This is a genomic window from Echinicola jeungdonensis, from assembly GCF_030409905.1.
Lineage (GTDB): Bacteria > Bacteroidota > Bacteroidia > Cytophagales > Cyclobacteriaceae > Echinicola > Echinicola jeungdonensis.
Genome location: NZ_JAUFQT010000001.1, coordinates 802,009 through 828,270 on the forward strand (window position 1 = coordinate 802,009; position 26,262 = coordinate 828,270).

Annotated in this window: 23 protein-coding genes; 2 read left to right on the plus strand and 21 right to left on the minus strand. The window is 41.3% G+C overall.

Translation table 11 applies throughout. From position 1 onward, the window contains the following. Positions 1-28: 28 nt before the first annotated feature. From dnaN to QWY93_RS03520, 5 genes are all read right to left on the minus strand, one after another. On the minus strand, positions 29-1,153 hold the full coding sequence (gene dnaN, locus QWY93_RS03500) for a DNA polymerase III subunit beta (RefSeq protein ID WP_290246801.1): 1,125 nt from the start codon (positions 1,151-1,153) through the stop codon (positions 29-31). A gap of 218 nt (positions 1,154-1,371) precedes the next feature. Continuing rightward, positions 1,372-3,069 carry a gliding motility-associated ABC transporter substrate-binding protein GldG gene (gene gldG, locus QWY93_RS03505; protein WP_290246802.1) on the minus strand — a complete coding sequence of 566 codons (1,698 nt, stop codon included), beginning with the start codon at positions 3,067-3,069 and terminating at the stop codon, positions 1,372-1,374. Then, positions 3,066-3,788, minus strand: a complete 723-nt coding sequence (gene gldF, locus QWY93_RS03510) for a gliding motility-associated ABC transporter permease subunit GldF (RefSeq protein ID WP_290246803.1) — start codon at positions 3,786-3,788, stop codon at positions 3,066-3,068. Before gldF ends, gldG begins: the two co-directional genes overlap by 4 nt. Next, on the minus strand, positions 3,785-4,702 hold the full coding sequence (gene gldA, locus QWY93_RS03515) for a gliding motility-associated ABC transporter ATP-binding subunit GldA (protein ID WP_290246804.1): 918 nt from the start codon (positions 4,700-4,702) through the stop codon (positions 3,785-3,787). The genes gldF and gldA overlap by 4 nt, the downstream gene beginning before the upstream one ends. 2 nt (positions 4,703-4,704) lie before the next feature. Further along, on the minus strand, positions 4,705-5,403 hold the full coding sequence (locus tag QWY93_RS03520; RefSeq protein ID WP_290246805.1) for an SDR family oxidoreductase: 699 nt from the start codon (positions 5,401-5,403) through the stop codon (positions 4,705-4,707). 279 nt (positions 5,404-5,682) lie between these two features. Here QWY93_RS03520 and QWY93_RS03525 point away from each other — a divergent pair, with 279 nt between their 5' ends. After that, positions 5,683-6,975: an amidohydrolase gene (locus QWY93_RS03525; protein ID WP_290246806.1), complete on the plus strand. Its 1,293-nt coding sequence runs from the start codon at positions 5,683-5,685 to the stop codon at positions 6,973-6,975. Positions 6,976-7,043: 68 nt separating this feature from the next. Here the strand turns inward: QWY93_RS03525 and QWY93_RS03530 are convergent, their stop codons facing one another. Both QWY93_RS03530 and QWY93_RS03535 read right to left on the minus strand, forming a co-directional pair. Further along, positions 7,044-7,715 carry an FAD-binding oxidoreductase gene (locus QWY93_RS03530; protein ID WP_290246807.1) on the minus strand — a complete coding sequence of 224 codons (672 nt, stop codon included), beginning with the start codon at positions 7,713-7,715 and terminating at the stop codon, positions 7,044-7,046. Between the two features lie 87 nt (positions 7,716-7,802). Then, on the minus strand, positions 7,803-8,639 hold the full coding sequence (locus tag QWY93_RS03535) for a purine-nucleoside phosphorylase (RefSeq protein ID WP_290246808.1): 837 nt from the start codon (positions 8,637-8,639) through the stop codon (positions 7,803-7,805). Between the two features lie 154 nt (positions 8,640-8,793). On the opposite strand from QWY93_RS03535, the gene QWY93_RS03540 reads away from it, so the two are divergent. Continuing rightward, positions 8,794-9,318: an NADPH-dependent FMN reductase gene (locus QWY93_RS03540; RefSeq protein WP_290246809.1), complete on the plus strand. Its 525-nt coding sequence runs from the start codon at positions 8,794-8,796 to the stop codon at positions 9,316-9,318. Here QWY93_RS03540 and ftsZ read toward each other — a convergent pair whose 3' ends face one another. From ftsZ to QWY93_RS03610, 14 genes are all read right to left on the minus strand, one after another. Continuing rightward, positions 9,319-10,950 carry a cell division protein FtsZ gene (gene ftsZ / locus QWY93_RS03545; protein ID WP_290248812.1) on the minus strand — a complete coding sequence of 544 codons (1,632 nt, stop codon included), beginning with the start codon at positions 10,948-10,950 and terminating at the stop codon, positions 9,319-9,321. Positions 10,951-11,042: 92 nt separating this feature from the next. Then, positions 11,043-12,356: a cell division protein FtsA gene (gene ftsA / locus QWY93_RS03550; RefSeq protein ID WP_290246810.1), complete on the minus strand. Its 1,314-nt coding sequence runs from the start codon at positions 12,354-12,356 to the stop codon at positions 11,043-11,045. 11 nt (positions 12,357-12,367) lie between these two features. Further along, positions 12,368-13,132, minus strand: a complete 765-nt coding sequence (locus tag QWY93_RS03555) for a cell division protein FtsQ/DivIB (protein ID WP_290246811.1) — start codon at positions 13,130-13,132, stop codon at positions 12,368-12,370. Beyond that, positions 13,126-14,520, minus strand: a complete 1,395-nt coding sequence (gene murC, locus QWY93_RS03560) for a UDP-N-acetylmuramate--L-alanine ligase (protein WP_290246812.1) — start codon at positions 14,518-14,520, stop codon at positions 13,126-13,128. Before murC ends, QWY93_RS03555 begins: the two co-directional genes overlap by 7 nt. Beyond that, entirely contained in the window at positions 14,517-15,599 is a 1,083-nt protein-coding gene (gene murG / locus QWY93_RS03565) for an undecaprenyldiphospho-muramoylpentapeptide beta-N-acetylglucosaminyltransferase (RefSeq protein WP_379945324.1), read from the minus strand. The genes murC and murG overlap by 4 nt, the downstream gene beginning before the upstream one ends. Before the next feature lie 37 nt (positions 15,600-15,636). Continuing rightward, the gene (locus QWY93_RS03570) at positions 15,637-16,803 is read right to left on the minus strand and encodes an FtsW/RodA/SpoVE family cell cycle protein (RefSeq protein ID WP_290246813.1); all 1,167 of its coding nucleotides are present in this window, start codon (positions 16,801-16,803) and stop codon (positions 15,637-15,639) included. Beyond that, the gene (gene murD / locus QWY93_RS03575) at positions 16,797-18,149 is read right to left on the minus strand and encodes a UDP-N-acetylmuramoyl-L-alanine--D-glutamate ligase (protein ID WP_290246814.1); all 1,353 of its coding nucleotides are present in this window, start codon (positions 18,147-18,149) and stop codon (positions 16,797-16,799) included. Before murD ends, QWY93_RS03570 begins: the two co-directional genes overlap by 7 nt. 2 nt (positions 18,150-18,151) lie before the next feature. Continuing rightward, on the minus strand, positions 18,152-19,363 hold the full coding sequence (gene mraY / locus QWY93_RS03580) for a phospho-N-acetylmuramoyl-pentapeptide-transferase (RefSeq protein ID WP_290246815.1): 1,212 nt from the start codon (positions 19,361-19,363) through the stop codon (positions 18,152-18,154). 3 nt (positions 19,364-19,366) lie between these two features. Then, the gene (locus tag QWY93_RS03585; RefSeq protein WP_290246816.1) at positions 19,367-20,830 is read right to left on the minus strand and encodes a UDP-N-acetylmuramoyl-L-alanyl-D-glutamate--2,6-diaminopimelate ligase; all 1,464 of its coding nucleotides are present in this window, start codon (positions 20,828-20,830) and stop codon (positions 19,367-19,369) included. After that, complete coding sequence (locus tag QWY93_RS03590; protein ID WP_290246817.1) at positions 20,830-22,938, minus strand: penicillin-binding protein; 2,109 nt, start codon at positions 22,936-22,938, stop codon at positions 20,830-20,832. The genes QWY93_RS03585 and QWY93_RS03590 overlap by 1 nt, the downstream gene beginning before the upstream one ends. After that, positions 22,935-23,321 carry an FtsL-like putative cell division protein gene (locus QWY93_RS03595; protein WP_290246818.1) on the minus strand — a complete coding sequence of 129 codons (387 nt, stop codon included), beginning with the start codon at positions 23,319-23,321 and terminating at the stop codon, positions 22,935-22,937. The genes QWY93_RS03590 and QWY93_RS03595 overlap by 4 nt, the downstream gene beginning before the upstream one ends. A gap of 3 nt (positions 23,322-23,324) precedes the next feature. Next, the gene (gene rsmH / locus QWY93_RS03600) at positions 23,325-24,233 is read right to left on the minus strand and encodes a 16S rRNA (cytosine(1402)-N(4))-methyltransferase RsmH (RefSeq protein ID WP_290246819.1); all 909 of its coding nucleotides are present in this window, start codon (positions 24,231-24,233) and stop codon (positions 23,325-23,327) included. Further along, a complete protein-coding gene (mraZ, locus tag QWY93_RS03605) occupies positions 24,234-24,683 on the minus strand; it encodes a division/cell wall cluster transcriptional repressor MraZ (protein ID WP_290246820.1) in 450 nt (149 codons plus the stop codon). Between the two features lie 505 nt (positions 24,684-25,188). Further along, positions 25,189-26,163, minus strand: a complete 975-nt coding sequence (locus tag QWY93_RS03610) for a polyprenyl synthetase family protein (protein ID WP_290248814.1) — start codon at positions 26,161-26,163, stop codon at positions 25,189-25,191. Between the last annotated feature and the right edge of the window lie 99 nt (positions 26,164-26,262).

Consider the following 26,262-nt stretch of genomic DNA (forward strand, 5'->3'; position numbering starts at 1 on the left):
TTTTCCAGAAGACCATTAATAACCTTCCTTATACATAGTTGTTCAACATCACCGGCATCACCAACATGAGAATATCTTCATTGTCTCCAGTATCATTAGGAACAATAAGTCCCGCTCGGTTCGGAGCACTGAATTTCAGGGTCACTTCTTTGGCAGAAATATTATTAAGCATTTCAACCAGGAACTTAGCATTGAATCCAATTTCAATATCTTCACCCTCATGTTCACAAGACAACCTTTCATTGGCCTCATTGGAGAAGTCAAGATCCTCTGCTGAAATCTGAAGTTCACTTCCTGTTAATTTCAACCTAACCTGATGAGTGGTTTTATTGGCATAGATAGCAATCCTTTTCAGCGAGCTCAAAAACTCTACCCTGTCAATGGTCATATCATTATTATTATCCACAGGGATTACATTTTCATAATCCGGGAACCGCTCATCGATCAAGCGGCAAATCATCTGGATATTTCCAAATTTGAAATAAGCATTGGAGTTATTGAATTCCAAAGTTACAGGAACATTTTCAGCCGGAAGGGTGCTTTTCAACAAGTTCAATGCTTTTCTTGGAATTATAATATTGCTTGCATCCTGAGAGGCAATGTCCACTCTTCTATATCGGATCAACCTATGACCATCTGTTGCCACAAAAGTAGTGTTTGTATCGCTCAAATTGACATAAACACCGGTCATTGCAGGACGTAGCTCGTCATTAGAGGTGGCAAAAATCGTATTGTTGATGGCACTGCTCAACACCTCTGTTGACATTTCCACTGCCGTTGCCTCCGACACTGTGGGGATTTTCGGGAAATCTGTAGCATTCTCCCCGGCCAATTTATAGCGACCATTATCCGAACTAATTTCCACACTATAAGTATCGTGATCGATACTGAAAGTCACCGGTTGTTCTGGAAGATTTTTCAAAGTATCAATCAAAATCCTGGCAGGGACTGCAATATTTCCATCTTCCTTGGCTTCCACATCAATTTCCGTCATCATGGAGGTCTGAAGGTCGGATGCCGTAATGGTCAATTTTCCCTCTTTAATTTCAAAAAGAAAGTTTTCTAATATAGGCACAACCGGATTGGTGGTCACCACCCCATTGATTCCTGAAAGCTGCTTCAATAAAGCAGAAGAAGAAACAATAAATTTCATGTGAATATGATTTAGATTTTATAGATCAAAAGCCGTGGATGTTAAACTGCCGGTTTGGGAGAACTAAACAACCAACCTACCTTGTCCACGGTTTGACTGACCAAAGCTTATGATTCCAATTAGATTTCAACAGGGTAAATTTATAAATAAAATTATAAAAGAGGCCATGCCTTTTAAATTTCTCTGGAAAAAATCCCAGAATGTTTTTTCGGTTAAATTCAATCCCTCATTTTCTTCGAATATTTCAGCCTCCTACCATAAACCTTGAAGACCCCAACCGCCCAAACAAGGGCAATAGGGACAAAAATATTAATTAGTTGCCAGGTTGATTTTTGACGTTCTATTTTTTGTTGATCCAAAGGCCGAATTTTCAGCTCTTTTCCTCTGGTCACCATAATCCCTTCCGGGTCAACCAAATACTTTACCGCATTTTGTAAAAAGTTCTTATTGGCGTAAGTGGATTTTGAAAAAAGGTCCTTTCCAAGTGGAAGAGGCTCCCCAGTGGACCTATCCCTTTCACTTTGTATCCAATCCCCATCTCCAATTACCAAAACAGCTCCCTTCCCTTGGGAATTTTCAAAGGCCTGAGTTCCTTCAAACTCTTTAGGCTTAAACCTATTTTTAAAAAGGGAGGTGAAATCCCCTTCTAACAAATATACCAAGGGGAGATTATTTTGGTTAAACAAATCAATATCAGGGCCTTCAGCCATATCTTGAAAGGCTACTTGTACCGGTGATGACAATACCCTGCTATAACTGCCCGAAAATACCAGGGGAGTTTTCTTTACCCCATCTGCTTTTACGGTATCAAGGGAACTTACAAATTCAAATTTTATTTGGTCAAGTCCTTTGGTTATTACATGGTCCCCCATATGATTGGCCACTACATAAAAAGGCCAGGGCATGGGCTTCACCTGAGGTTGATTGCCAAAATCTCCAGCCACAACGGGGTAATACCCAAAATTCATATCCTGGACAAAATCATTATTGATCCGGATTCCATACCGGAAAAGCAATCGGTCCAAACCAGAATCAAAAGGTAAGGCCACTGTCCCTTCTTCCCCTGCTTCATTAATATCCACAGCTAGTTGATCCAGTGAAAACAATAGTTTTCCACCGCGCATAAGGTATTGATCCAGCAAAAACACCTCTCTTTGGCTGAAAGTGGCTTTTGGTCCCGCAATAATTATGACATCAAAGCTCATTAAATCCTCCACTTTTTTTGCTTGTTGCAAGGGGACTTTATAAACATCATAGTTACCGGACAATGCCTCTACAATTCCGTAGCCCTCATCCCCTTGTAGTTCTCCATGATTGGTAATCATGGCAACTGCCTTTTTCTTTTTTTGGGTAAGTTTTTGGATGAGATTGATCAGCTCATATTCCAGATTTTCTATGGATAAATTCAGAATGGCGGTGGGCCCCATTCCTTTTTCCCCCTTTAACAAAAGAGCCCCAACTTCTTTTTCTCCATCACTAATTAAAACCCCGGGAAAAATAAGGCGGGAAGATTGGCCTCCATTTTCACTGGCCATCAGGTTAGTTGGATTAATTCCCCAATCCGCCAAATAATAAATGAATTCCTTTTGCACCTTTTCTTCTTCAATGGCCAAAGGATCATAAAAACTGATATGAATGGGATAATTGCTGTAGGCATTAAAGGTATTAAGGGTTTCCTTTATATTTTTCTGAAACCTTCGCATTCCACCCGGAAGCTCCCCGGTCAGAAGGATATCAGCATATAAAGGTCCTTCCAACTGACTTAATACATCCTTTGTGGAAGAATGGATGGAATACCGGTTTTCCTCAGTAAGATCAATTCGAAAAGGAAAGAACTGCTGCAATCCATATAAAAAAAGTCCAATTAATAAAGTTATACCAAGTACAGCCCAAGGCTTATGATTTTTTTGATTCATTTCCTCCTGATCATTAATATGGTCAACATCAAAAGAAAAATTATCCAGCCCACAAAATAAAAAAGGTCCGCTGAATCAATAACCCCTCGCCCCAAATTTTGGAAATGATAACTCATGCTAAATGCCTCCAGATAAACGGACAGGCTCCTCATTCCAGACAAAGAGGCCAGTGAGGATAATCCAAAATAAAGGAAGAAGCACAAAAACACTCCGACAACAAATGCTGTAATTTGATTGGAGGAAAGGGATGAGCCCAGTAAACCAATGGCCCCAAATACCGCTCCAATTAATATTAATCCTATAAAAGACCCGAAAAAACCTGCGCTGTCCAGATTTCCCTGTGGGGAACCCAAATAATAAACACTAAAATAATACACCATTGTAGGTATTAAAGCCAATATCAACACCGAAATGGCTGCTGCATATTTAGCCAACACAATAGAAGAGGGTTTTAAGGGAGAGGTCATCAACAATTCCCAGGTTCCGGACATTTTTTCTTCAGCAATCATCCTCATAGTGATGGCAGGAACCAAAAAGACAAAAACATATGGGGTATATACAAACATTGCCTCCAAATCTGCAAAACCATATTCCAGCACACTGGTTTCTGGAAAAACCCAAACTATCAATCCAAGCGCTAACAAAAAAACTGTTAGGATGAGGTATCCAATCAGATGGTTAAAAAAAGAATTGATTTCCTTAAAAACCAGTGCCCTCATATCTTAGCCCCAGTTAGATCATGAAATACCGCCTCCAAATTTTGCTCTTGTTGTTTTAAACTATTCAAAGATAGATTTTTTTCCTGGATGAGTTGGAGCAAGGATTTTCTCAATTGCTGGGGTTGGTCAGTTGAAATTTGACAACTATTATTTTCCAACCATTGGATATCCTTTACCCCTTTCAGGTCTACAAACCAAGCCTTTTCTAAAGGTTCTTCCGTTTCCAAAAATAAAGCCACCCTGCCTTGAGTGGATTTTAAATTTTGAAGAAGGTCCTGAGCCACAATTTTTCCTTGGTGAATAATCACCACTTTATCACAAAGCAATTCCACCTCCTGCATTACATGTGTGCTAAGGATCAAGGTTTTTTCTTTACTTATTTCCTTAATGAGTTTTCTAATTTCCACCAATTGATTAGGGTCCAATCCAGTGGTAGGTTCATCTAAAATGATAACCAACGGGTCATGAACCAAAGTTTTGGCCAGCCCTACTCTTTGCCTGTACCCCTTGGAAAGCTGCCCTATCTTTTTATGCTGTTCCGGGCCAAGACCACATCGGTCCACAACCTGATCGATTCTTTTGGTTGCATATTCTCCTTTCAACTGGTAAAGCCCCGCAACAAATTTCAAAAATTCCCGAACATACATATCCAGGTATAAGGGATTGTTTTCTGGCAAATATCCCAAGATTTTACTAACCAATTTGGGCTGCTCCAATACCGACATGCCCTGCACCCAAACATCCCCCTCATCTGGGAGCAAATAGCCTGCCGCAATTTTCATGGTAGTTGACTTGCCAGCACCATTTGGTCCTAAAAAGCCTAGGATCTGGCCTGCTTGGGCAGAAAATGAAATCTGGTCCAATGCCTTTTGCTTTTCAAAAATCTTGGTAAGGGCTTTTACTTCCAGGGACATTTTTACTTATTTCTTTTTGGTCGAAGGGGTCTGCATTCCACATCGGCAACAAAATAGTTGGGAGGAGTCTCCAAATTCTGAACTATGGTAGTAGCCACATCCTCGGGCAACATCATATTTTCATTTGCTTCCATCCCTTCAATGTCATCGAAAAACTGGGTTTGGACTGACCCCGGGTAGATGGTGCTTACCTTGATGCCATAATCCCTCAGCTCCAAATAGAGAGAATGGGAAATTCCCTTAACAGCATGTTTGGTTCCACAATAGCCAGCAAAGTTAACCACTCCATTTATTCCTGCAAGAGAGCAAACATTGATAATATGCCCCTCTCCCTTCTTTTTCATATTGGGAATTACTTTTTGGCTGGCATAAAATATTCCATGAACGTTGGTATCAAACATGCCTTTCCAATCGGAAGAATCCATCTCTTCAAAAGGTCCTGCTACTCCATACCCGGCATTGTTTACCAATATCCGAATATCCTCCCCCACCAATTCTTTGGTATTTTGATAAGCCTCCTGGACTGAAGATTCACTTGCAATATTACAGGAAACAAAATAAAAAGCCGGGTGATCCAGGTCTGGCCGGTTTCGCCCCCAGCCTACCACATTTACCCCTTTATCCAAAAGTTGAAGGACTACTTCATATCCAATACCCCGGCTTACTCCGGTCACAATAGCTGTTTTTCCTTTTAATTCCATGGGTACAATTTGGTTTAAATTACAGAAATTCCCAATACCAATTTTGACGGAGCAAATCATTAATAGGAAATTATTTCAGTCTTTTCATCCTTTATTTGACTTAAACCTTTTTGAAGTCAATTACTTACCGCCCCTCTTTAATTGAGCAGGGGTCCTTTAAATCTTACCAAAAAACCAAATTGCACTTAAAACTTCTGATAAGCTGCCTACTTTGTTTTTGAGGATAAGTCTAGGTATAATTTATTTTTTGTAAATTTTAAAACATCAAAAGATATAGCAATGAAGAAAATTCTGTCCCCCCTTTTTTTCTGTTTTTGTTATTCCACCTTTGCCCAATCATTTTTAAAACCAAAAATTGACAGAGAGGCCAAAGAACTGGAAACCCAGGTTATTGAATGGAGAAGGGACATTCACGAAAATCCCGAATTGGGAAACCAGGAAACCAGGACAGCTCAATTGATTGCTGATCACCTCAGAATTTTGGGAATGGATGTAAAGGAAAATGTAGCAGTTACAGGCGTGGTTGGTTTGCTCAAAGGAGGGAAACCTGGTCCCGTTGTAGCGCTGCGGGCAGATATGGATGCACTTCCTGTTAAAGAAAGAAACGAACTTCCTTTTAAATCCACCAAAACCACCATTTATAATGGCCAGGAAGTAGGAGTCATGCATGCTTGTGGCCATGACACCCATGTTGCCATCCTTATGGGTGTTGCTGAAATTTTAGCTGGGATGAAAGATGAATTAGCAGGGTCGGTAAAATTTATTTTTCAGCCGGCTGAGGAAGGTATTTTTGAGGAGGGTATTGAAAGCTGGGGAGCAGAACAGATGGTGGAACAAGGAGTAATGGAGGGAGTAGATGCCATATTTGGTTTACATATCAATTCCCAAACCGAAGTCGGTAAAATCAAATACCGACCGGGTCCAGCCATGGCTGCTGTGGACAATCTAAAAATCATTGTTAATGGACGCCAGGCCCATGGGGCCTATCCCTGGTCTTCTGTAGATCCTATCGTAACTTCATCTCAGATCATCAATTCTCTTCAAACTATTGTAAGCAGGAATGTCAATATCACCCAAAATCCAGCCATAGTAACCATTGGAAGCATCCATGGGGGCGTTAGGCAAAATATTATTCCCGAAAAAGTGGAAATGTTAGGAACAATTAGAACTTATGGGGAAAAGCAACAGGAATTGGTGCACAAAAGAGTAAAGGCAATTGCCGAAAAAATAGGAGAAAGTGCTGGAGCCAGGGTAGAGGTTCTAATAGAAAAAATTTATCCTGCTACTATCAATCATCCGGAATTGACTGAAAAAATGTTAAACACCCTTAAGTATACCGTGGGGGAGGAAAGCCTGATTCACCATGACCCGGTAACTGGGGCAGAAGACTTCAGCTTTTTTCAAAGAGAAGTGCCGGGGCTTTATGTTTTTTTGGGAGGGATGCCCAAAGGACAGGATCCTGATCAAGCCCCTGCCCACCATACTCCAGATTTTTTTATTGATGAAAGCAGCCTTGAGATTGGAGTCAGGGCATTGAGCCACCTTACCGTTGATTATTTGGGAATGGAATAAATTAAAAAATCCACCCTTTGTTTCATGTTATAACATTCCAAGGGTGGATTCATTAAAATGATATTACTTTATTTTTCAAAAACCAGGGCATCAGGAGAAGCCCCAAGCTCCTTCAAATTCCCCATAACAGCTTTCATAAATCCATTGGGGCCACAAACGTAGAAATGTTGATCGTTAAAGTGATGGATTTTGGATTTAAGGTAGCCCTTATCGATTAGGCCTTTATCATAGGCTGTGTCTTTTTGATCGGAAATAATATTATCAAACTTGCTTCCCAAAATAGCCTTGAGTTCTTCATATAAAATGATATCATCATTGGTTTTATTAGCAAAAATCAACTGGCTAGTACCTAACCGGTTCTTTTTCCTCAAAAACCTTAAAATAGCAATAAAAGGAGTAATACCAGCTCCCCCTGCAATAAAAACACCCTCTCCTTTGAAAGAAATGGTTCCCCAGGGGTCACCGATTTCCAGTTCATCTCCAACTTTAGCTTCTCCCAATCTTTTGGTCACTCCCTCATGACCGTTATACGATTTGATAATAAACTCTAAATAATTATCTGAAGGTAAGCATGTAAAAGTAAATGGTCTTTTTTCTGCCTCCCAACCTGCTTTGAGCAAACTCACCTCCGTGGCCTGTCCAGGTTCAAAAGTAAAACCACGGGGCTTTTCCAACCTATACCGGTTGACATCATGGGTCACCGGTGCTTTGTCTATGATTTTAAGTCTGTAATTTGCCATGTCTTAACTTACAAAAAAGTGGGGGATTTTGGAAACATTCCCCCCAATGATCCCTTTTTACCAAAGGATAAATTTTGGCAATAATTATTACAGTTCTTTCAGCATGGCTTCTATTATCTTGGTCATTTTTGGCTCTGCGATACTGGCCGCTGCTATTACCTCCTGAATGGAAATTTTCGTTACCTTTCCAGGGGAGCAAAGGTCTGTAATAGCAGATATGGCAAATACCGGCAATTCCATATGTCTGGCCACAATTACTTCGGGTACGGTACTCATCCCAACGGCATCTGCACCAATAGTCCTAAGGTACCGGTATTCAGCTTTTGTTTCCAAGTTTGGTCCTTGGACACCTGCATAAACCCCTTCTCTAAGTTTTACATTTTTTTCCAGAGAAATTTCTTTTGCCTTTTGTATTAATTTTTGATCATATGGCTCACTCATATCTGGAAATCTTACTCCAAAACCATCCAGATTTTGCCCACGTAAAGGATTTTCGGGAAAAAGATCAATATGGTCCTTTATTACCATAATATCCCCCACCTTAAAATCAGGGTCCAACCCTCCAGCTGCATTGGATACAATAAGTTTTTCTATTCCCAATTCTTTCAGCACCCGGATGGGAAAAGTTACTTCCTTCATGTCATAGCCCTCATAGTAATGGAACCTCCCCTTCATGGCGACGACAGTTTTCCCACACATTTCCCCAAATATTAATTGCCCGCTATGGGTTTCTACCGTGGAAAGGGGAAAAAATGGGATATCGCCATAATTGATCTGGCAATTAATTTTAATATGATCTATCAATTGCCCCAATCCTGTTCCTAATACTATCCCAATTTCAGGCTTTCCAGAATAATTGTCTTTAATATGGTGAACGGCCTCTTGAATTTTTTTTGCATAAGGAACTACAGGTTCATTTCTCATTTGTAAACTATTTAAATAGATGGTTCAAGTTTATTTTAATATCCAAAATAATTATACTTGCCCCGGCCAGGCTGAAATTTGCCCTGCCAGAAACTTTCTCAGACGTGATATTGTATATTAAGCGTCAATTATGCAAGAATAAGGACTTTCATTCATGATTAAAATTATCGTTGGGACCAACAGAAAAAATGCAGTTTCAAAAAAAATTGCTACACAATACAAGGAAATCCTAGAGGAAATGGGTACTAAGGCTGAACTAATAGACTTAAGGGATCTGCCAAATGACTTTGTTTTTTCGGCCTTGTATGAACACAATGGAAAAAATGAAGTTTATAACCAACTCCATGACCAAATTGAGGAGGGTGACAAATTTGTTTTTGTGGTCCCAGAATATAATGGCTCTTTTCCCGGGATCCTTAAATCTTTCATTGATGGGATGACATATCCCAATACTTTTAGGAATAAAAAATGTGCCCTGGTGGGCCTTTCCTCTGGAATTGGCGGAGGTGGCATCGCCTTGAGCCACCTTACCGACATATTCCACTACCTGGGTATGCATGTCCTGGCAAATAAGCCAAAACTTGCTAAAATTGAGGAAAACATGTCCAATAACCTGCTCACCAACAGGTTTTATTTGGACTTGCTGAAAAACCAGGCAGAAATGTTGATTAACTTTTAGTTAATCAACATTGTCATGCAAAAACCGGTTATTGCCCAAAATCTCATTTTCATCATTTAGGTTGAACTTAGAGATGTTTTGTTCAGAGCTATGCTGTACATCCTGAAGCTTCACCTTTTTTCTTAAATAAGCTGGGGTGTCCAGTTTTTCCTTAAATTCCTCAGGAGTCTGGTTGACAGCTCTCATATTTTTGAGTCTTTCAAATCGCTCATGAGCCCGTTGCATTGCCTTTTGCTTGATCTGCTCATAATAGTCATTATTATAAGCCCTTCCTTCTGTTTGGTTTTCTTCCTGTGGCCTTTGTGCTTGTGGGGCCTCCGGTTGATCTTCATAAAGCGGAGTTACCTTTTTCTGTGGAGCAGGCTCTGCAGGGATAAATTCATAATCACCTTCGTTCTGGGATTGGTTTTCTACCTCCACTTGGGTATTTGACCTTGATTCTTCCTGGGTGGATGGAGACTCTTGTGCAGGCTTTGATTCCCCTGAAGAGGAAGTAGGTTTAGGTTGTTGGATGGTAAAGGTAAAAGTCTCCCCTGCTGAAGCCAGATTATCCTCTTCTACTTTGGAAGTTTTACCTGATTCCAAATCAATTACCTTTTTAGCATTCTCCTCTTTCTTCTTTTCCTCTTCTTTCCTTTTCAGCTTTTCAGCCTCTGTCAATGACTCAGCCTGGAAACCCGTTGCAATTACAGTTACTCTGATGGACTTTTTCAGGTCTGGGTCTATACCCTGGCCAAAAATCACTTCAGCATCATCACCAGCACGTTCCTGAATATATTCAGTGATTTCACTCAATTCATCCATAGAAAGTTCTTCTTCCTCACCAGACATGATGGAAAGTAAGATCTTCTCGGCCCCTTTGATATCTACATTGTTGAGCAATGGAGAGGCAATGGCTTTTTCTGCCGCTTTGATAGCTCTTCCTTCCATTTCCTCTGTGGCAGAGCCCATCACTGCTGCACCAGCATCTTTCATCACGGTTTTCACATCTTCAAAGTCCACATTGACATCCTGGTGTACAGTGATGATTTCTGCAATGGATTTAGCTGCAGTACTCAAAATATTATCCGCCTTACCAAAAGCAGACCTAATGGGAAGATTACCGTAAATCTCTCTTAATTTATCATTAAGGATTACCAAGACGGTATCACAGTTGGCCCTTAACTCTTCAATTCCTTTTTGGGCAGAGGCCATTTTCTTCCTTCCCTCAAAAATAAAGGGTGCCGTTACAATGCCTACCGTCAGGATATCCATATCCTTGGCGATTTTGGCAATTACAGGAGCTGCACCGGTACCAGTACCACCGCCCATTCCTGCAGTGATGAATACCATTTTGGTATTATCAGAAAGCAATTCCCGGATTTCTTCTTTGCTTTCTACCGCTGCATTACGTCCCTTTTCGGGATTTGCACCGGCTCCCAGCCCTTCAGTAAGATTGGTGCCTACCTGAAGTTTTAATGGCACAGGACTGCTTTTCAAGGCTTGGGAATCGGTGTTTACCACCACAAATTCAACATCCTTGATGCCTTGGTTATACATATGGTTCACAGCATTGGAACCACCTCCTCCCACACCTATCACTTTTATGATAGATTTATGATTTTTAGGAAGGTCAAATTTGTAATCTTTCATGATATCTGACATATTTTCCTCAATTTTTTGGTGAACTATTACTCTTTATTTCTAAATCTTATCTTTAAATTTTTTCAACTTATTTACGATGCTCAATAATTGCCATCGTCACCAATATCATCGGTTATAAAATCTTTCAATCTTTTTCTGATGCTTCCAAAAATATCCTTTCCTGGCATTTCCATTTTACCTCGTTCAGAGCGTGCATTCCCGGGTGCTGCCTGACGTTGACGGTAGTAATCCTCCCGCTCATCCAATGCTTTGAACCCGGCCAATACCAATCCAACAGTGGTGGCATACATAGGGCTTTTGACTTCTTCTATTTTGGATTTTCCAAGGTGCTCATTCGGATACCCAATTCGGGTATCCAATCCGGTCATGTATTCAAACAATTGGCCTACCCCTTGAAGCTGTGATCCTCCCCCTGTCAAGACGATACCTCCTGCCAATTTCTTGTATAGCCCACTGGCTACTATTTCAGATTGAACCATTTCAATGATTTCTTCCATTCTGGCTTCAACAATACTTGCCAGATTTTTTACAGAAATCTCCTTTGGAGGACGGTTCCTCAAACCTGGAATAGATACGATTTCATTTGGGTTGGCTTCTTCAGCTATGGCACGACCAAATTTAGTTTTCAGCAGCTCCGCTTGATTCTGCATGACCATGCATCCCTCTTTGATATCAGAGGTAATGATATTTCCACCAAACGGAATGACGGCCGTATGACGGATAATATTATCGTAGAATATAGCTATATCAGTTGTCCCCCCACCTATATCAACCAGACAAACACCGGCCTCCTTATCCAAATCGCTTAGGACCGATAGCGAGCTGGCCAGGGGTTCCAAAATCAAATCCTGGGAATGCAGGTCTGCCCTTTTAACACAGCGGTTAATATTATTAATAGCTGTGGTTTGGGCGGTAATGATATGAAAATCTGCCTCTAACCTGGCACCGGACATCCCTACGGGATCTTTGATCCCATCCTCATAATCTACGGTATAGTCCTGGGGCATTACATGAATAATGGTATTGCCTGGAGGAACAACAATATTTTCCATATCATTGGAAAGCCTTCTCACATCTTCAATGGTGATTTCATCATCTTTGGTGTTTCTGATGATGACACCGTGGTGAACAGAACTGCGTATATGTTGCCCGGCAATTCCAACAATCACCTCCCTGATATTGACTTCAGCCATATCAGCTGCTTCATTCACCGTTTTTTGAATAGCATTCACGGTTTTGTCAATATTGGTAACAATACCACGGATAACTCCGTCAGAAACAGCCTTGCCCATTCCCAAGACCTCCAACTTGCCGAACTCATTTTTGCGGCCAATGATGGCGCAAATTTTGGTGGTTCCAATGTCCAGTCCTACAATCAGTTTGTCATTTTCCATAGCTATATCAATTATTCACAAATAATTTGGTCCTTAAATTCTACATTTACCCGCTCATAGGTATTCCAACCTTTTTGGGGTATAATCTTTTCGTAATAGAGGTTTATCTTATTAAACTTCTCTTTAATATTGGTGGGCTTTCCAAACTCAATCACTTGTTTGCCCACCTGTTGGTACAATTTTAATTCTCCATCCCTGTCCATTTCAATGGTAGCTATCTGAGCTTTCCAAAAGGGCTGTTGGTCGATGAATTGGATAAACTCCAATAAGTTTCCATATTCTTCCGAAAGATCCCTGGCAGCCAAAAGTTGATCTGCCTTTGGGCCATTAATGATCAAAACCCTTGAGGTATAATGGGGTGAAGTAGGCAAGATCAACCCCTCGGAAGAAACATAACCATCCGCTGCAATGGGCCTGGAAATCCTGGCCACAGGCCTGAATTGGTCAATATCCACACGAACCTTCCCTTTTAGGTCTTTATAAACCTCTGCATTTTTTACAAATGGATGGCTTTCAACCTTCATCTCCAATTTTCTAAGCTGGACATCATCCAATTTTTTTCCTGTTGTCAATTCGGGAAATGCCTTTTCCAACATGTTCTTGATTTCATGGTCTTCCACGAAATACACATCACTGATCCCGTTGACATTTACTTCAAGAGAATGAAACCTCCTTTCAGCATCCTTTTTTTCCACAAAGCCAATAAAGGCTACTAATACCAGCAATAAGAGTGTAAACACCAAGGATTGCTTTATTTTCCATCTTTTGATCACCATATCTCCATCATTTTATTGATTGGATCTACCAAACGATCAATATCCCCGGCACCCATGGTCACCAGGACTTCTGGTTTCTTTTGGGCCAGGTAAACCAATAAACCATGCTTGCTTTGCAGGGATTTTTCTTTTGCAGTAATATGGGGCATCAACATTTCGGATGTAACCCCCTCAATGGGAAGCTCCCTGGCTGGGTAAATGTCCAGCAAAACCACTTCATCCGCCAATGAAAGCGCATTTGAAAAGCCCTCTGCAAAATCCCTGGTCCTACTGAAAAGGTGGGGCTGGAAAACTGCTGTCAGTTTCTTCTCAGGGTACATGGCTTTTACTGACGCCAGAAAAGCCCTTATTTCTTCAGGATGATGGGCATAATCATCGATATACACTCCTTTTTCATCCTGCCTTTTTATTTCAAATCTCCTTTTAACCCCTTTGAAGGTTTTCAATCCTTCCCGGATATCTTCCTCACTGATCCCAAAATGCAAGGCCACCGCCACTGCGGAAAGTGCATTTTCCACATTATGAAAGCCTGGCATGTTCAGCTTTAGATTTTTGATGGTTTGGCCGGGGCTTACATAATCAAAGGAAAAAGAAGCCACTCCTGCTTTAACTTTACGGGCTTTAATATCTCCCTTTTTCAGACCATATTGACGCAAAGTCAATCCGCCAAAATTGTTCCTTTTTAGCTTTTCAAGGGCATTATTTTGAATAAACAAATATCCACCTGCCGGGATCAAATTGATGAATTTTCCAAAATTATCAGTAAGCTCCTGAGCATCACCATAAATATCAAGATGGTCAGCATCTACGCTCGTGATTATTCCCACATTAGGAAATAACTGAAGAAATGACCTGTCAAATTCATCGGCCTCCACCACCACTACAGGTTGTTCCTCATTTTCCTCATCATGGAGAATAAGATTGCTTTCATAATTCTGGGTCAGGCCTCCCAAAAATGCAGCTATATTCCTCCCCGAATTTTTCAAAATATGGGCAATCATGGAGGATGTAGTGGTTTTTCCGTGAGTCCCTGCTACTGCAACCGTGTACATGGACTTGGTAATCATCCCTAAAACTTCAGATCTTTTTTTCAGTTTAAATCCCTTTTCCTGAAAATATTTCAATTGAATATTGGTCCTGGGAATGGCTGGTGTCCAAATTATCAAGGTTTCTTGCCAGTGATTTATCACCTCCTCAGGAATAGTTTCCAAACTATCCTCATAAGTAATCCTCATCCCCTCCTCTTCTAACCGGTGGGTTAGCGGGGACGGGGTTTTATCATAACCGAAAACAGGGACACCTACATGGTTAAACCAGCGGGCTATGGCGCTCATGCCGATTCCTCCGATTCCTAAGAAATAAACGCTATGTAGTTTTCCCCACTTCATTTAATTATGCTTTCCAAAACACTGATAATTTCCTGAGCAGCCTTGGGCTTGCCCAGTTTTTGAATATTTGCACCTAATTTTTTTCTCAACTCAAGGTTATCCATCAGCTCATCCACTTGGGTGGCCAGCCTTTCTTCAGCCTCATCATCCTTTAGAATAAATGCGGCTTTTTGCTTGACGCAAGCCATAGCATTTTTAGTCTGATGATCTTCAGCCACATTGGGTGAAGGGATGAAAATCACTGGTTTCCCCACCAGGCTCAACTCCGAAACGGCCAAAGCACCTGCTCTGGACACAATGACATCAGCCGTTGCATAAGCCAAGTCCATTTCCTTAATAAATTCCAGACCGCGAATATGGGATAATTCTGCCTTTTCTAAATGGTCTTGCATTTCCATATAATAAATTCTTCCCGTCTGCCATAATACCTGATATCCCTTTTCTTCAAAATGCCTTATGGAAGCCACCATGGCATTATTTATGGTCCGGGCTCCTAAACTACCTCCCAAAACCAACATTACTGGTTTATCACTTACCAGGCCAAAATGTTCTAGTGCCTTTTCCTTTTTTCCTTCCAGGGAAAGGATATCTTTCCTTACCGGATTACCGGTAAAATGGATTTTAGAAAGCGGAAAGAACTTTTCCATTTCCGGGTATGCCACACAAATCGCATTGGCATTTTTTGCAAGAATCTTATTTGTTAATCCTGCATAGGAATTTTGTTCCTGGAGCAAAGAAGGTATCCCTTTTCTCTGGGCCACATATAATAGCGGACCACTGGCATATCCTCCAACACCCACCACTGCATCTGGTTTAAAGCTTTGCACCAACCTTTTGGATTTATTCAGGCTTGCCAACAGCTTAAAAGGGAAACTAAGGTTCTTTAAGGTCAAACTCCTTTGCAATCCTGCAACAGGCAATCCCTCAATGGCAAATCCAGCCTCAGGCACTTTCTCCATCTCCATTTTCCCTTCAGCACCCACAAACAAAATTTCACTTTCGGGAAATTTCTCCTTCCAGGCATGAGCAATAGCGATGGCCGGATAAATATGTCCTCCGGTACCTCCCCCGCTGATCATGATGCGATATGTAGATTGCTTTTCGATACTTTATTATTTAAGCGATTTCCATAACATTTTTTCTAGGCTGATTGCCATCCATCTGAAATGAATCTTCCTGGTCACCACGGCTCACACTCAGGATAATACCCAGTGAAATCCCGGTAAACAATAGGGAGGTTCCCCCCATACTTAAAAGCGGTAATGGCAATCCGGTAATTGGCCCCAACCCGACGGCAACCGCCATATTAACCAGGGCTTGGATCACTAATGCAAAACTCAAACCTGCTGACAACAATCCTCCAAATGGCCTATTCGATATTGCCACCACATGCATTCCCCGGTAAAGCAAAGCCAAATAGAGAAACAGCACTACCCCTCCACCTATCATCCCATATTCTTCGATGATAATTGCAAAGATAAAATCTGAATATGGGTGGGGAAGAAAATTCCGCTGCTCGCTATTACCAGGTCCTTTTCCAGCCACTCCTCCCGTAGCAATGGCGATATAAGACTGTTGGGCCTGATAGGGGATATCCTCATCGGACATAAAATTTTCAATTCTACTGAAAAAGGTTCCACCTCTTTGACCAACAAAGATGGCCGTGGTCAGTGCCAAAGCCCCGATCAGGCAAACCATCAGAAGAAATTTCATAGGCACCCTGCCAATAAACATCAACAACAAGCAGGTTGCTAATAATAATACCGCTGTGGACATATTAGCAAGGGCAATAAGCAAGCAAATCATCCCTATCCAGATCATAATCGGGATAAACGTATTCTGAAAATCCCCGATATTTTTTTGGCGCTTGGCCAACATCCCAGCTACTGCGGCAATCAAAGCCAGCTTGGCCAGGTCCGAGGGCTGAAATGCCTGATTGATAATTGGAATGGTCAACCATCGGCTCGCCGCATTCAGGTTAGCCCCAAAGAAATAAGTGATGCCCAACAGAGGTACTGACACCCAAAGGGCCATCAAACTTAACTTTCCATAATATTTATAAGGCACTTTATGGGCCATCCACATCACCACCAAACTCAGCAAAATAAGCAAGGTATGTTTGATGAGGTAAACCTCTGTATTACCTCCCATCTTCCTGTAGGCCAAAGTCCCGGTAGCAGAATATACCACCAGGATACTGATGATCGACAATACAATCACAATCCCCCAGATGACGGAGTCCCCTTTAAGATTTTTATCGATCCAAGCTTTTGCCGCTACCATTTTTCTTTGCTTTTCAGATTTTTTACCGCTGCCTTAAATTGATCTCCCCTGTCCACATAGTTCTTAAACAAGTCAAAACTCGCACAAGCTGGAGACAACAAGACCACTTCACCATCTTGGGTCAGCTCCTGACCCCATTTGACAGCTTCGGTCATATCCTTAGTTTCCCGGATTTCCGGAACCACCTTTTCAAAGGCTTTTATTAGTTTATCATTTTCCTTGCCCAGACAAATCAATGCAATCACATGGTCGATAACTTCAGGCTTCAACGCTTCGTAATCATTGCCTTTATCAACCCCTCCTGCTATCCATACCATCGGTTGCTGAAAAGCCGCCAAGGCATAGGAAGATGCATCCACATTGGTGCCTTTACTGTCATTGATATAAAGAACACCATCTATTTCATCGACAATTTCCATCCGGTGTGGGGCATTCTTAAAATCTTTTAACCCTGCTTTAATGCCTGCCTCATCAGCACCGGCAATCAATGCCGCATTAACTGCGCACATTACATTGATCATATTATGTGTTCCCCTTAGGACTATTTCTTCCTCGGGAATGGTTACTATCTTATCTCCAAAATTGACCTTTACTTCTGATCCATTGTAAAAGCTGCCATTTTTCACAATTTTCTCCAGGGAGACCTCATGGATTTGGGGTTTTACCAGCAACTCACTTAAACCTTTCCAAATGTTATGGTCCTCCTGGTAATAGATAAAAGCATCCCCCTCAAGCATATTGTTTAACAAATTCAACTTGGAATGGATGTATTTATCCAAAACATACCCATAGCGGTCCAGATGGTCCGCGGTAATATTGGTCACCACGGCCACCCTTGGCCTAAAGGTTTTGAGTCCATCTATCTGAAAACTACTAACTTCCAACACCCACCATTCATGATCTTTCTCCGCCAATTGTCTTGCCCAGCTTTTGCCCACATTGCCACCCAAGCCTACATCCATCCCTGCAGTTTTCATCAAATGGTAGGTCAAAAGGGTTGTTGTGGTCTTTCCATTGGTTCCAGTAATTGCGATAACCTTTCCCTTTGAATAGCGATAAGCAAATTCCAATTCATCAATTACTGAAATACCTTTTTCCAGGGCTGCCTCCACCACCTCATTGGAATAAGGAATGCCTGGGCTTTTAATGATCTCGTCAAAGGCCAATATCTTTTCCTTGCTGTGGCCACCATCCTCATAATCAGCTCCAATTTCCTTCAGTTTTTGTTTCTTTTCGGAAGAAATGACTCCTGAGTCAGAAACAAATACTGGATATTCATGGACCCTGGCTAGGATAGCTGCCCCCATTCCACTTTCTCCTGCTCCAAGTATGGCTAACTTTTTCATGACTATCTTAATTTTAGGGTAGCTAAGGTGATAATGGCCAACAAAATGCCCACAATCCAAAAACGGGTGACAATTTTTGCCTCCGCAATTCCCCCTTTTTGGTAATGGTGGTGCAAGGGTGACATTCGGAATATCCTTCTCCCTTCTCCAAACTTTTTCCGGGTATATTTAAAGTAGCTGACCTGTAATATCACTGACAGGTTTTCCACTACAAAAATCCCACAAAGTACCGGTATCAATAATTCTTTTCTTAAAGTCAAACAAAGCACTGCAATCACCCCTCCTAACATCAAACTCCCTGTATCCCCCATAAAAACCTGGGCAGGAAATGAATTGTACCATAAAAACCCTACACAGGCACCCAAAAAAGCAGAACAAAATATCACCAGCTCTCCTGAATTGGGAATAAACATCACATTGAGGTATTGGGAGAAAATGGCATTACCGCTGATATAGGCAAAAATGGCAATGGTAAGGCCTATGATCGCCGAAGTCCCCGCTGCCAAGCCATCTATTCCATCGGTGATATTGGCTCCGTTTGAAACCGCGGTGATAATAAAGATCACCAATAATATGTACAATACTGGAGTGGCTTTTTCCCCTAGAAATCCCAGAAAGTTCTCATAATTCAATTCATTGTTTTTCATAAAGGGAATGGTAGTTTTTGCTGCCTTCACATCTTTGAATGCGGGCGTTTCCACAACCCCTTCTTCAATGCTGACCGGTGTCTGAAACTCTCTGACCACTACCTCCTCATGAAAATAAAGCGTACCTCCTACAATAATTCCAATAGTTATCTGTCCAATAATTTTAAATTTCCCTGCAAGCCCTTCCTTGTTCTTTCGGAAGACTTTGATAAAATCATCTAAAAAGCCAATTCCACCTAACCAAATAGTTGTAATCAGGAGCAATATGATATAGATATTGTATACATCAGCAAACAATAAGGAGGGGACCAGAATAGCGGCAATCATGATCAAGCCTCCCATGGTTGGAGTCCCGCCTTTTTCACTTTGACCTTCCAGGCCAAGATCCCTGACAGTTTCACCAATTTGCTTTCTCCTGATCCAATTGATCATAGTTTTTCCAAAGGTGATGGTAATGATCAAAGACACCAAAGCGGCCATCCCTGCCCTGAAGGAAATATATCGAAAAACCCCGGCTCCGGGAAAATCAAAAGCTCTGTCGATATAATCAAAAAGGTGATATAACATGATTTACTTTGCGTGAATAAGATGCATTAATTCCTTTACTGTTTTAAAATCATCAAATGGAAGACGTTCCCCTTTAATTTCTTGATATGTTTCATGGCCTTTGCCAGCCACCAGAATTATATCACCTTTAGATGCCAATACACAAGCTGTTTTTATGGCTTCCTTTCTGTCGGCAATCGCTACTGTTTTTTTAAAGTCTACTGGATTAACTCCGGCCTCCATATCCCTGATAATCTCCATTGGATCTTCATCGCGGGGATTATCAGAAGTAAAAACCAATTTATCGGAGTATTGGGCAGCAATCTTGGCCATTTTTGGCCTCTTGGTTTTGTCTCTATTGCCTCCACAACCTACTACGGTGATCACTTTTTCACCTCCAGTCCTGACGCCTTGAATGGTTTTGAGAACATTTTCCAATGCATCCGGCGTATGGGCATAATCCACTATAGCTGTCACCCCTTCCAATTCCATTTGATCAAAGCGACCATGAGCCCCTTTAATCTTGGAAAGCTGGGTCAAAACTTCATCTTCTTCTTCTCCCAAGAGAACGGCAGTTCCTAGGACAGCAATAATATTGTAAGCATTAAATTCCCCTATCAAACGGAACCAAACCTGTTTACCATTTACATCCAGCTCCAAGCCTTGAAGAGTATTGCTAAGCACCTTTGCCTTAAAATCGGTTGGATATTTCAACCCAAAAGTTTTTCGGTCTGCCTTGGTATTTTGGGTCATGACCATTCCCCTTTTATCATCCGCATTGATCAAGGCAAAGGCCTCCCTTGGCAATTCATCAAAAAGTTTTTTCTTGGCCTTGATGTATTCATCAAATGTTCCATGGTAGTCCAGGTGGTCATGGGTAATATTGGTAAACACGGCCCCTGCCAAATCCAAGCCGGCCATTCTTTCCTGAACAATGGCATGAGAACTGGCCTCCATAAAACAATGGGTACAACCTGCTTTCACCATTTCATCCATCAGCCGGTTGATGGAAACTGCATCAGGGGTAGTCAGGGTTGAGGGCAGGGTTTGTTCATTAATTTTATTTTCAACAGTGCTCAGCATTCCCGACACATAACCCAGTTCCATAAACAGTCGGTGTAAAAGGGTCACACAAGTTGTTTTGCCATTGGTTCCTGTGATGGCAACCACTTTTAACTTTTGGGAAGGGTTGTTGTAATAATTGGAGGCAATAACCCCAAGTGCATGGGATGAATTTTTTACCCGAACATAGGAAATTCCTGATTTGATTTCTTCGGGCAAGTCTTCACAGATAATTGAATTGGCTCCTTTTCCCAAAGCCTGTTCAATAAAATCATGCCCATCCACCTTGGTACCGCGAACGGCAACAAAAGCAGCCCCCTTTTTTACTTTTCTGCTGTCAAAGACGACATCACTCACCTCCAACTCCATATCTCCCAGAGTGGAGGTTAAGGACACCTTATACAATATATCTTTTAATAGCTTCATTAACTCAATTCGATTTTGATTGTCCTTCCCTTATTCACACTTGCACCTGCGGGAATAGATTGCCGCTTTACTCTTCCACTACCAGTATAAACTACCCTTAGACCTTTATTTTCCAATACATACAAAGCATCTTTCAAAGTCATTCCTGAAACATCTGGCACAAGGGGAGCATCTACTTTATTAGCTTTCCAACTGATGGCCTTATTGACCACAGAAGATTTTACCCAACGCTCTGCACCATTGTAATGGTTGGAGACCCCAAACCGGTTGCATATCATTTGCAGTTCATTTGCCATGCCTGCCTGGATATAAGGAAATTCATTCCCCATATAGCGCAGGTCCTTTTGATTCTTTTTCTTTTCCCTGGTATTTAACTCCAAATCCTGGGCATATATTTTATCGGCTATTTCTTTAAATACAGGAGCTGAGACATCCCCTCCATAAGCATTAAATCCTTTAGGGCTATCTATCGCGATTATCATGCTGTACTTGGGATTATCTGCAGGAAAATATCCGGCAAATGAAGCATAATATCTCCTGGTATAACGACCATTTTCCAACTTTTGAGCCGTACCGGTTTTACCGGCAATTTTATAATCCTGGTCCTTGATGTTTCTGGCTGTTCCCCTTATGACAACCCCTTCCAATAAGGACTGCAATTGTTTGATAGTGGCTTGGGAGGCAATCTCATCCTCCAATACTTTAGTTTCGAATTCCTCTTCCACCCTATTGCCTTTTCGGATTTTATGAACCAACATTGGCCTGACCATTTTGCCTTCATTGGCCACTGCATTATATAGGGCCAATGTTTGTAATGGAGTCAATTTCAGTTCATACCCTATGGACATCCATGGCAAAGTGGTGCCGTACCAATTTTTATCCTTGGGATCTTTAAAATAAGGCACCCCTTCTCCTTTTAACTGGAATCCAAGAGGTTTATCCAAGCCTGCCCTTTCCACATATTTCAGGAATTTTGATGGTGCCACTCCAAAATTTTCTTCCACCAATTTGGAAACAGCCACATTTGAAGATTTTTCAAAGGCCTGCCTGATGGTCAATTTCCCATAGCCCCCATACTTTGCATCCCGCATGGTCTGGTTATAAAACTTATAGGTACCGTCCCCGGTGTCAATGGTATCATTCAAATTAATCTTCCCTTCTTCCAAAAGAGCCAACATGGACATTAATTTAAAGGTGGATCCAGGCTCGGTCAATCCCTGCTCACCAACGGCATAGTTATAATACTCACCGTATCCCCCTCTATTGTTTTTTTCCAAATTGGCCATAGCTTTAATATGTCCAGTTTCCACTTCCATGACCACCACACAGCCATAATTGGCATCCTTGTTCATTAACTGCCGCAAAAGGGCGGATTCCGCAACATCTTGGATATTTACGTCCAAGGTGGTCACTATATCATAACCATCTTCAGGCCGGATATCCTCAGCATCGTGGACCGGCTTCCAGGTGCCTCCGGCAATTTTTTGAAACAGGGCTTCTCCATTGGTCCCTTCAAGGAAATTATTGAAACTGTATTCCAGGCCTGCCCCATATTTATCTTCATTCAAAAAGCCGATGGTCCTTCCAGCCAAATTTTTAAAAGGATTATACCTTTTTTCCACCTTTTCAAACAATACTCCCCCCCCCATTCTTCCATGGCGGAAAATAGGCCATTCTGCCATAACCTGTTTTGCCTGATAGCCTATTTGCCTCCTGTTAAGGATAATATATTTCCTTCCATCCAACCTGGCATCTGTAATTATCCTTTTGTAAGAATTGGCGGACTTGTCTTTGTAAAAGGCAGAAAGTTTCCTGGCAAGGGAATCAATGCCCTCTTTGAACAATTGGTCATCTGCAATGGAAGGATCCATGGCTACCCGGTAAAAAGGCAAACTGGTGGCCAACAAACTCCCATTGCCACTATAAATATTTCCCCTTGTAGCCTTTACCCTTCGGTATTGGAGGTTAATATTTTCAGCCATTTCCCGCCATTTATCCCCATCCACAAACTGAACATGAGCTATCCTATAAAAAATAGCTCCTGCAAAAAGCACTACTGCCAAAAAGGCCAGCCTTACTCTCAGTAATATGGATTTTTTTATGTTCACTTCTCTTGTATGATTTTTATTGGCGGTTCTTCAATTTCATAAATTCCCAATACCTTAATTTTTTTGGCCACTTCGGATTGTTTGCTACTAAACATGTACTCAGCCTCCAGGGTGGTCACATCTGCCCTGAGATCTTCCACTTCCTGTTGTAATTTTTCAATCTCCCGAATGGTGTTTTCAGCCCTGTGATTGCTCCATATATAAACCAGGGCTAAAAAGGCTGCATAAAGAAAGGGGGGAACCAACTTTACCGGAATCCCCTCTCCCAACCATTCGCTGAAATTCAATTTTTTATCAATAAAGGAGAACAGATTGCTACCACTCCCCTTTCTCCTGTTATTTGAGCCTTTTTTTATCCTTTTTTTGAATGTATTCCCTTCCATCCTTTACAATTTTTTAGCAATCCGCAATCTTGCACTCCTTGCCCGGTTATTTTGAGCAACCTCTTCTGCATCTGCTTTGATCGCCTTCCGGGTAACGGGTTCCAAGGGCCTGATTAGGTTTCCATAAAAATCTTTCTCCACCTCACCCTGAAACTTTCCCTTATTCATAAAGTTCTTTACCATTCTGTCTTCCAAGGAATGGTAACTCATCACTACCAATCTGCCTCCAGGTTTTAACACCTCGACCGATTGTTCCAACATTTCCTCTAATGCCTTCATCTCATCATTGACTTCTATTCTCAATGCCTGAAATACCTGGGCAAAATATTTAAACTCCCTGCCCCTGGGGGCAAATTTTTGCAAGAGCTTTTTAAAATCCTCAATGGTACTAATGGGGCTATTTGCCCTTTCCGCCACCACCGCCTGGGCAAGGGTCTTTGCATTCTTAACCTCCCCATACATCCCAAAAACTTTATGCAACTCCCCCTCTCCGTATGTATTCAGCACTTCCTTGGCGGTTAATTGGGTATTTTTGCTCATCCGCATATCCAGCTCTCCCTCAAATCTCGTAGAAAAACCCCTGCTAGGTTCGTCAATCTGATGAGATGAAATTCCCAAATCAGCCAAAATACCATCCACTTCCTTTACCCCATACAGCCTTAAATAACGCTTAAGGTCTCTAAAATTGGCCTGAACAAAGGTAAACTGTGGGTGATCCAGTTCATTTTCTCCCGCATCAGCATCCTGATCAAAGCCGTATAAATGCCCCTTCTCCCCCAAAAGCTTTACTATTTCCTTGGAATGCCCTCCACCTCCGAAGGTCAAATCAAGGTAAATCCCCTCAGGATGGATAGCCAATCCTTCTATGCACTGGGAAAGCATTACGGGTATATGGTAGCTAGGTGTCGTCATCTATTGGTTGGGGGTAAGAAATTTTTTGGCTTGCAATGAAAATTCTTCTTCGTCTTGGATCAAGAATTCATCATATCGCTCAGGGCTCCAAATCTCGATATTTTTCCCCACTCCAACCACAACCACCTCCCTGTCAATCCCTGCAAACTTCAACAAGCCTTTAGGGATCAAAAACCTTCCAGCTGAATCCAATTCCACTTCCGTAATGTTTCTATAAAAATTCCGCTTGAAGTTTCTCTCCTTTGGATCAAAACCACTCAAGCTGGAAACCTGATTATCCAATTTTTTGAACTCTACCATGGGATATAATTCCAGGCAAGGATCAAACCCCTTTCTCATAACCAACTCACCACCACCCACTTCTGGTAATGCAGCCTTTAATTTGGCTGGCAAAACCAGACGCCCTTTGGTGTCGAGTTTGCATTCATATTCGCTAGAGAAAGTTGCCATTCTTTATTTGATAGAGTCTTTTTCAAATACAAAAGTAATAAAAGCATTCACACTATCCACCACCTTCCCCCACTTTTTACCACTTCTTTATAAATGTATTTAAATCTCCGAATTTTCCCAATTATTTAAAGAAAAATATGACATTTATTACCTGAAGGTCACAGGATTAACTCAACCCTTCAAAAAACTATCCTCAGAGGATAAACCGACAAAAATGCGCAAAATAAGTAGCTACAAACACAATAAAAGTATTTTAACCACTATGATTTTCCTATATAAAAAAATGGGATTTCTCCCCACTTTTACCCTATATCAGTAGTGGGGCAATTTCCCATAAAATTCCACAAACTAGTCAAAAACGGGAAAAAACACTGTAAATAAAGCTTTTATGCGGGGTATGGATTTACTGAAATTTGCGGAATAATTTCATTAATTAGCCTTGTGGGGTAAAGTGGTAAAAAAGGAATTCCCCAAAACAAAAAAACGGGATAATAATTGAAAAATATTATTTCTTTCTTTCTATGGTATACCGCACCAGGCTCTCCAAAGAATGCTTGTAAGGCGAGTCAGGAAATTCTTTTAAAATACCCAATGCCTCTTGATAATAACCATTCATTTTTTCCTGGGCGTAATCCAGCCCCCCTGAGCCTTTTACAAAATCGATGACTTGTTTAACGGCTTTTTTATTTTCATTCTTATTTCTGATCAGGTAAATAATCTTTTTCCTGTCAGCCCAACCAGCATTATTGAGTGCATAAATGAGAGGAAGGGTCATTTTTTTCTCCTTGATATCAATACCTAGTGGTTTCCCCACTTCTTCCTCTCCATAATCAAAAAGATCATCTTTAATCTGAAAAGCCATTCCCACTTTCTCCCCAAAACACCTCATTTTACCTATCAGCTCTTCATCCCCACCAGCAGTAGCTGCCCCAACTGCACAACAAGACGCAATAAGACTGGCCGTTTTCTGCCGAATGATAGTGTAATAAACATCTTCCGTGATATCAAGATTCCGGGCTTTTGCAATCTGTAACAATTCCCCTTCACTCATTTCCCTCACAGCATTGGAAACGATTTGTAACAATTCGAAATCCCCATTGTCCACACTGAGCAATAAGCCCCTTGACAACAAGTAATCCCCTACTAATACAGCAATTTTATTTTTCCAAAGGGCATTAACTGAAAAAAATCCCCGGCGGTAATTGGCATCATCCACCACATCATCATGAACCAAGGTAGCTGTATGCAATAATTCGATCAAGGCAGCGCCCCGGTAGGAAGATTCTGAAATCCCTCCGGAAACCCCAGCAGTCAAAAAAACAAACATAGGCCTCATCTGCTTGCCTTTTCTCTTGACAATATAGTTGGTAATATGGTCCAGGAGTTTGACCTTACTCTTCATAAAAGAACGAAACTTCTTTTCGAAGTCTGTCATCTCCGTTGCAATGGGCGCTTGTATTTGTTTTAAATCTGCCTTCATCGGTTTTTGGTGATGCAATAATACGATGATAAATGCCATTGACAAAATGCTATCATAGATTAATGCAACTTCATTAACCATTGCCTGCTTTTTTTGTTT

Excerpts from the sequence above, each read along its gene's own strand:
- mraZ (WP_290246820.1), bottom strand. The coding sequence starts at position 24,683 with ATGGCAACTTTCTCTAGCGAATATGAATGCAAACTCGACACCAAAGGG.
- QWY93_RS03570 (WP_290246813.1), bottom strand. The coding sequence starts at position 16,803 with ATGGTAGCGGCAAAAGCTTGGATCGATAAAAATCTTAAAGGGGACTCC.
- QWY93_RS03595 (WP_290246818.1), bottom strand. The coding sequence starts at position 23,321 with ATGGAAGGGAATACATTCAAAAAAAGGATAAAAAAAGGCTCAAATAAC.
- murC (WP_290246812.1), bottom strand. The coding sequence starts at position 14,520 with ATGAAGTGGGGAAAACTACATAGCGTTTATTTCTTAGGAATCGGAGGA.
- ftsZ (WP_290248812.1), bottom strand. The coding sequence starts at position 10,950 with ATGAAAGATTACAAATTTGACCTTCCTAAAAATCATAAATCTATCATA.
- gldG (WP_290246802.1), bottom strand. The coding sequence starts at position 3,069 with ATGAATCAAAAAAATCATAAGCCTTGGGCTGTACTTGGTATAACTTTA.
- QWY93_RS03530 (WP_290246807.1), bottom strand. The coding sequence starts at position 7,715 with ATGGCAAATTACAGACTTAAAATCATAGACAAAGCACCGGTGACCCAT.
- QWY93_RS03520 (WP_290246805.1), bottom strand. The coding sequence starts at position 5,403 with ATGGAATTAAAAGGAAAAACAGCTATTGTGACCGGAGTAAGCCGGGGT.
- mraY (WP_290246815.1), bottom strand. The coding sequence starts at position 19,363 with ATGTTATATCACCTTTTTGATTATATCGACAGAGCTTTTGATTTTCCC.
- rsmH (WP_290246819.1), bottom strand. The coding sequence starts at position 24,233 with ATGACGACACCTAGCTACCATATACCCGTAATGCTTTCCCAGTGCATA.
- QWY93_RS03585 (WP_290246816.1), bottom strand. The coding sequence starts at position 20,830 with ATGAAGCTATTAAAAGATATATTGTATAAGGTGTCCTTAACCTCCACT.
- QWY93_RS03525 (WP_290246806.1), top strand. The coding sequence starts at position 5,683 with ATGAAGAAAATTCTGTCCCCCCTTTTTTTCTGTTTTTGTTATTCCACC.
- murD (WP_290246814.1), bottom strand. The coding sequence starts at position 18,149 with ATGAAAAAGTTAGCCATACTTGGAGCAGGAGAAAGTGGAATGGGGGCA.
- QWY93_RS03555 (WP_290246811.1), bottom strand. The coding sequence starts at position 13,132 with ATGGTGATCAAAAGATGGAAAATAAAGCAATCCTTGGTGTTTACACTC.
- QWY93_RS03535 (WP_290246808.1), bottom strand. The coding sequence starts at position 8,639 with ATGAGAAATGAACCTGTAGTTCCTTATGCAAAAAAAATTCAAGAGGCC.
- ftsA (WP_290246810.1), bottom strand. The coding sequence starts at position 12,356 with ATGGAAAATGACAAACTGATTGTAGGACTGGACATTGGAACCACCAAA.
- QWY93_RS03540 (WP_290246809.1), top strand. The coding sequence starts at position 8,794 with ATGATTAAAATTATCGTTGGGACCAACAGAAAAAATGCAGTTTCAAAA.
- gldF (WP_290246803.1), bottom strand. The coding sequence starts at position 3,788 with ATGAGGGCACTGGTTTTTAAGGAAATCAATTCTTTTTTTAACCATCTG.
- QWY93_RS03610 (WP_290248814.1), bottom strand. The coding sequence starts at position 26,163 with ATGAAGGCAGATTTAAAACAAATACAAGCGCCCATTGCAACGGAGATG.
- gldA (WP_290246804.1), bottom strand. The coding sequence starts at position 4,702 with ATGTCCCTGGAAGTAAAAGCCCTTACCAAGATTTTTGAAAAGCAAAAG.
- murG (WP_379945324.1), bottom strand. The coding sequence starts at position 15,599 with ATGATCAGCGGGGGAGGTACCGGAGGACATATTTATCCGGCCATCGCT.
- dnaN (WP_290246801.1), bottom strand. The coding sequence starts at position 1,153 with ATGAAATTTATTGTTTCTTCTTCTGCTTTATTGAAGCAGCTTTCAGGA.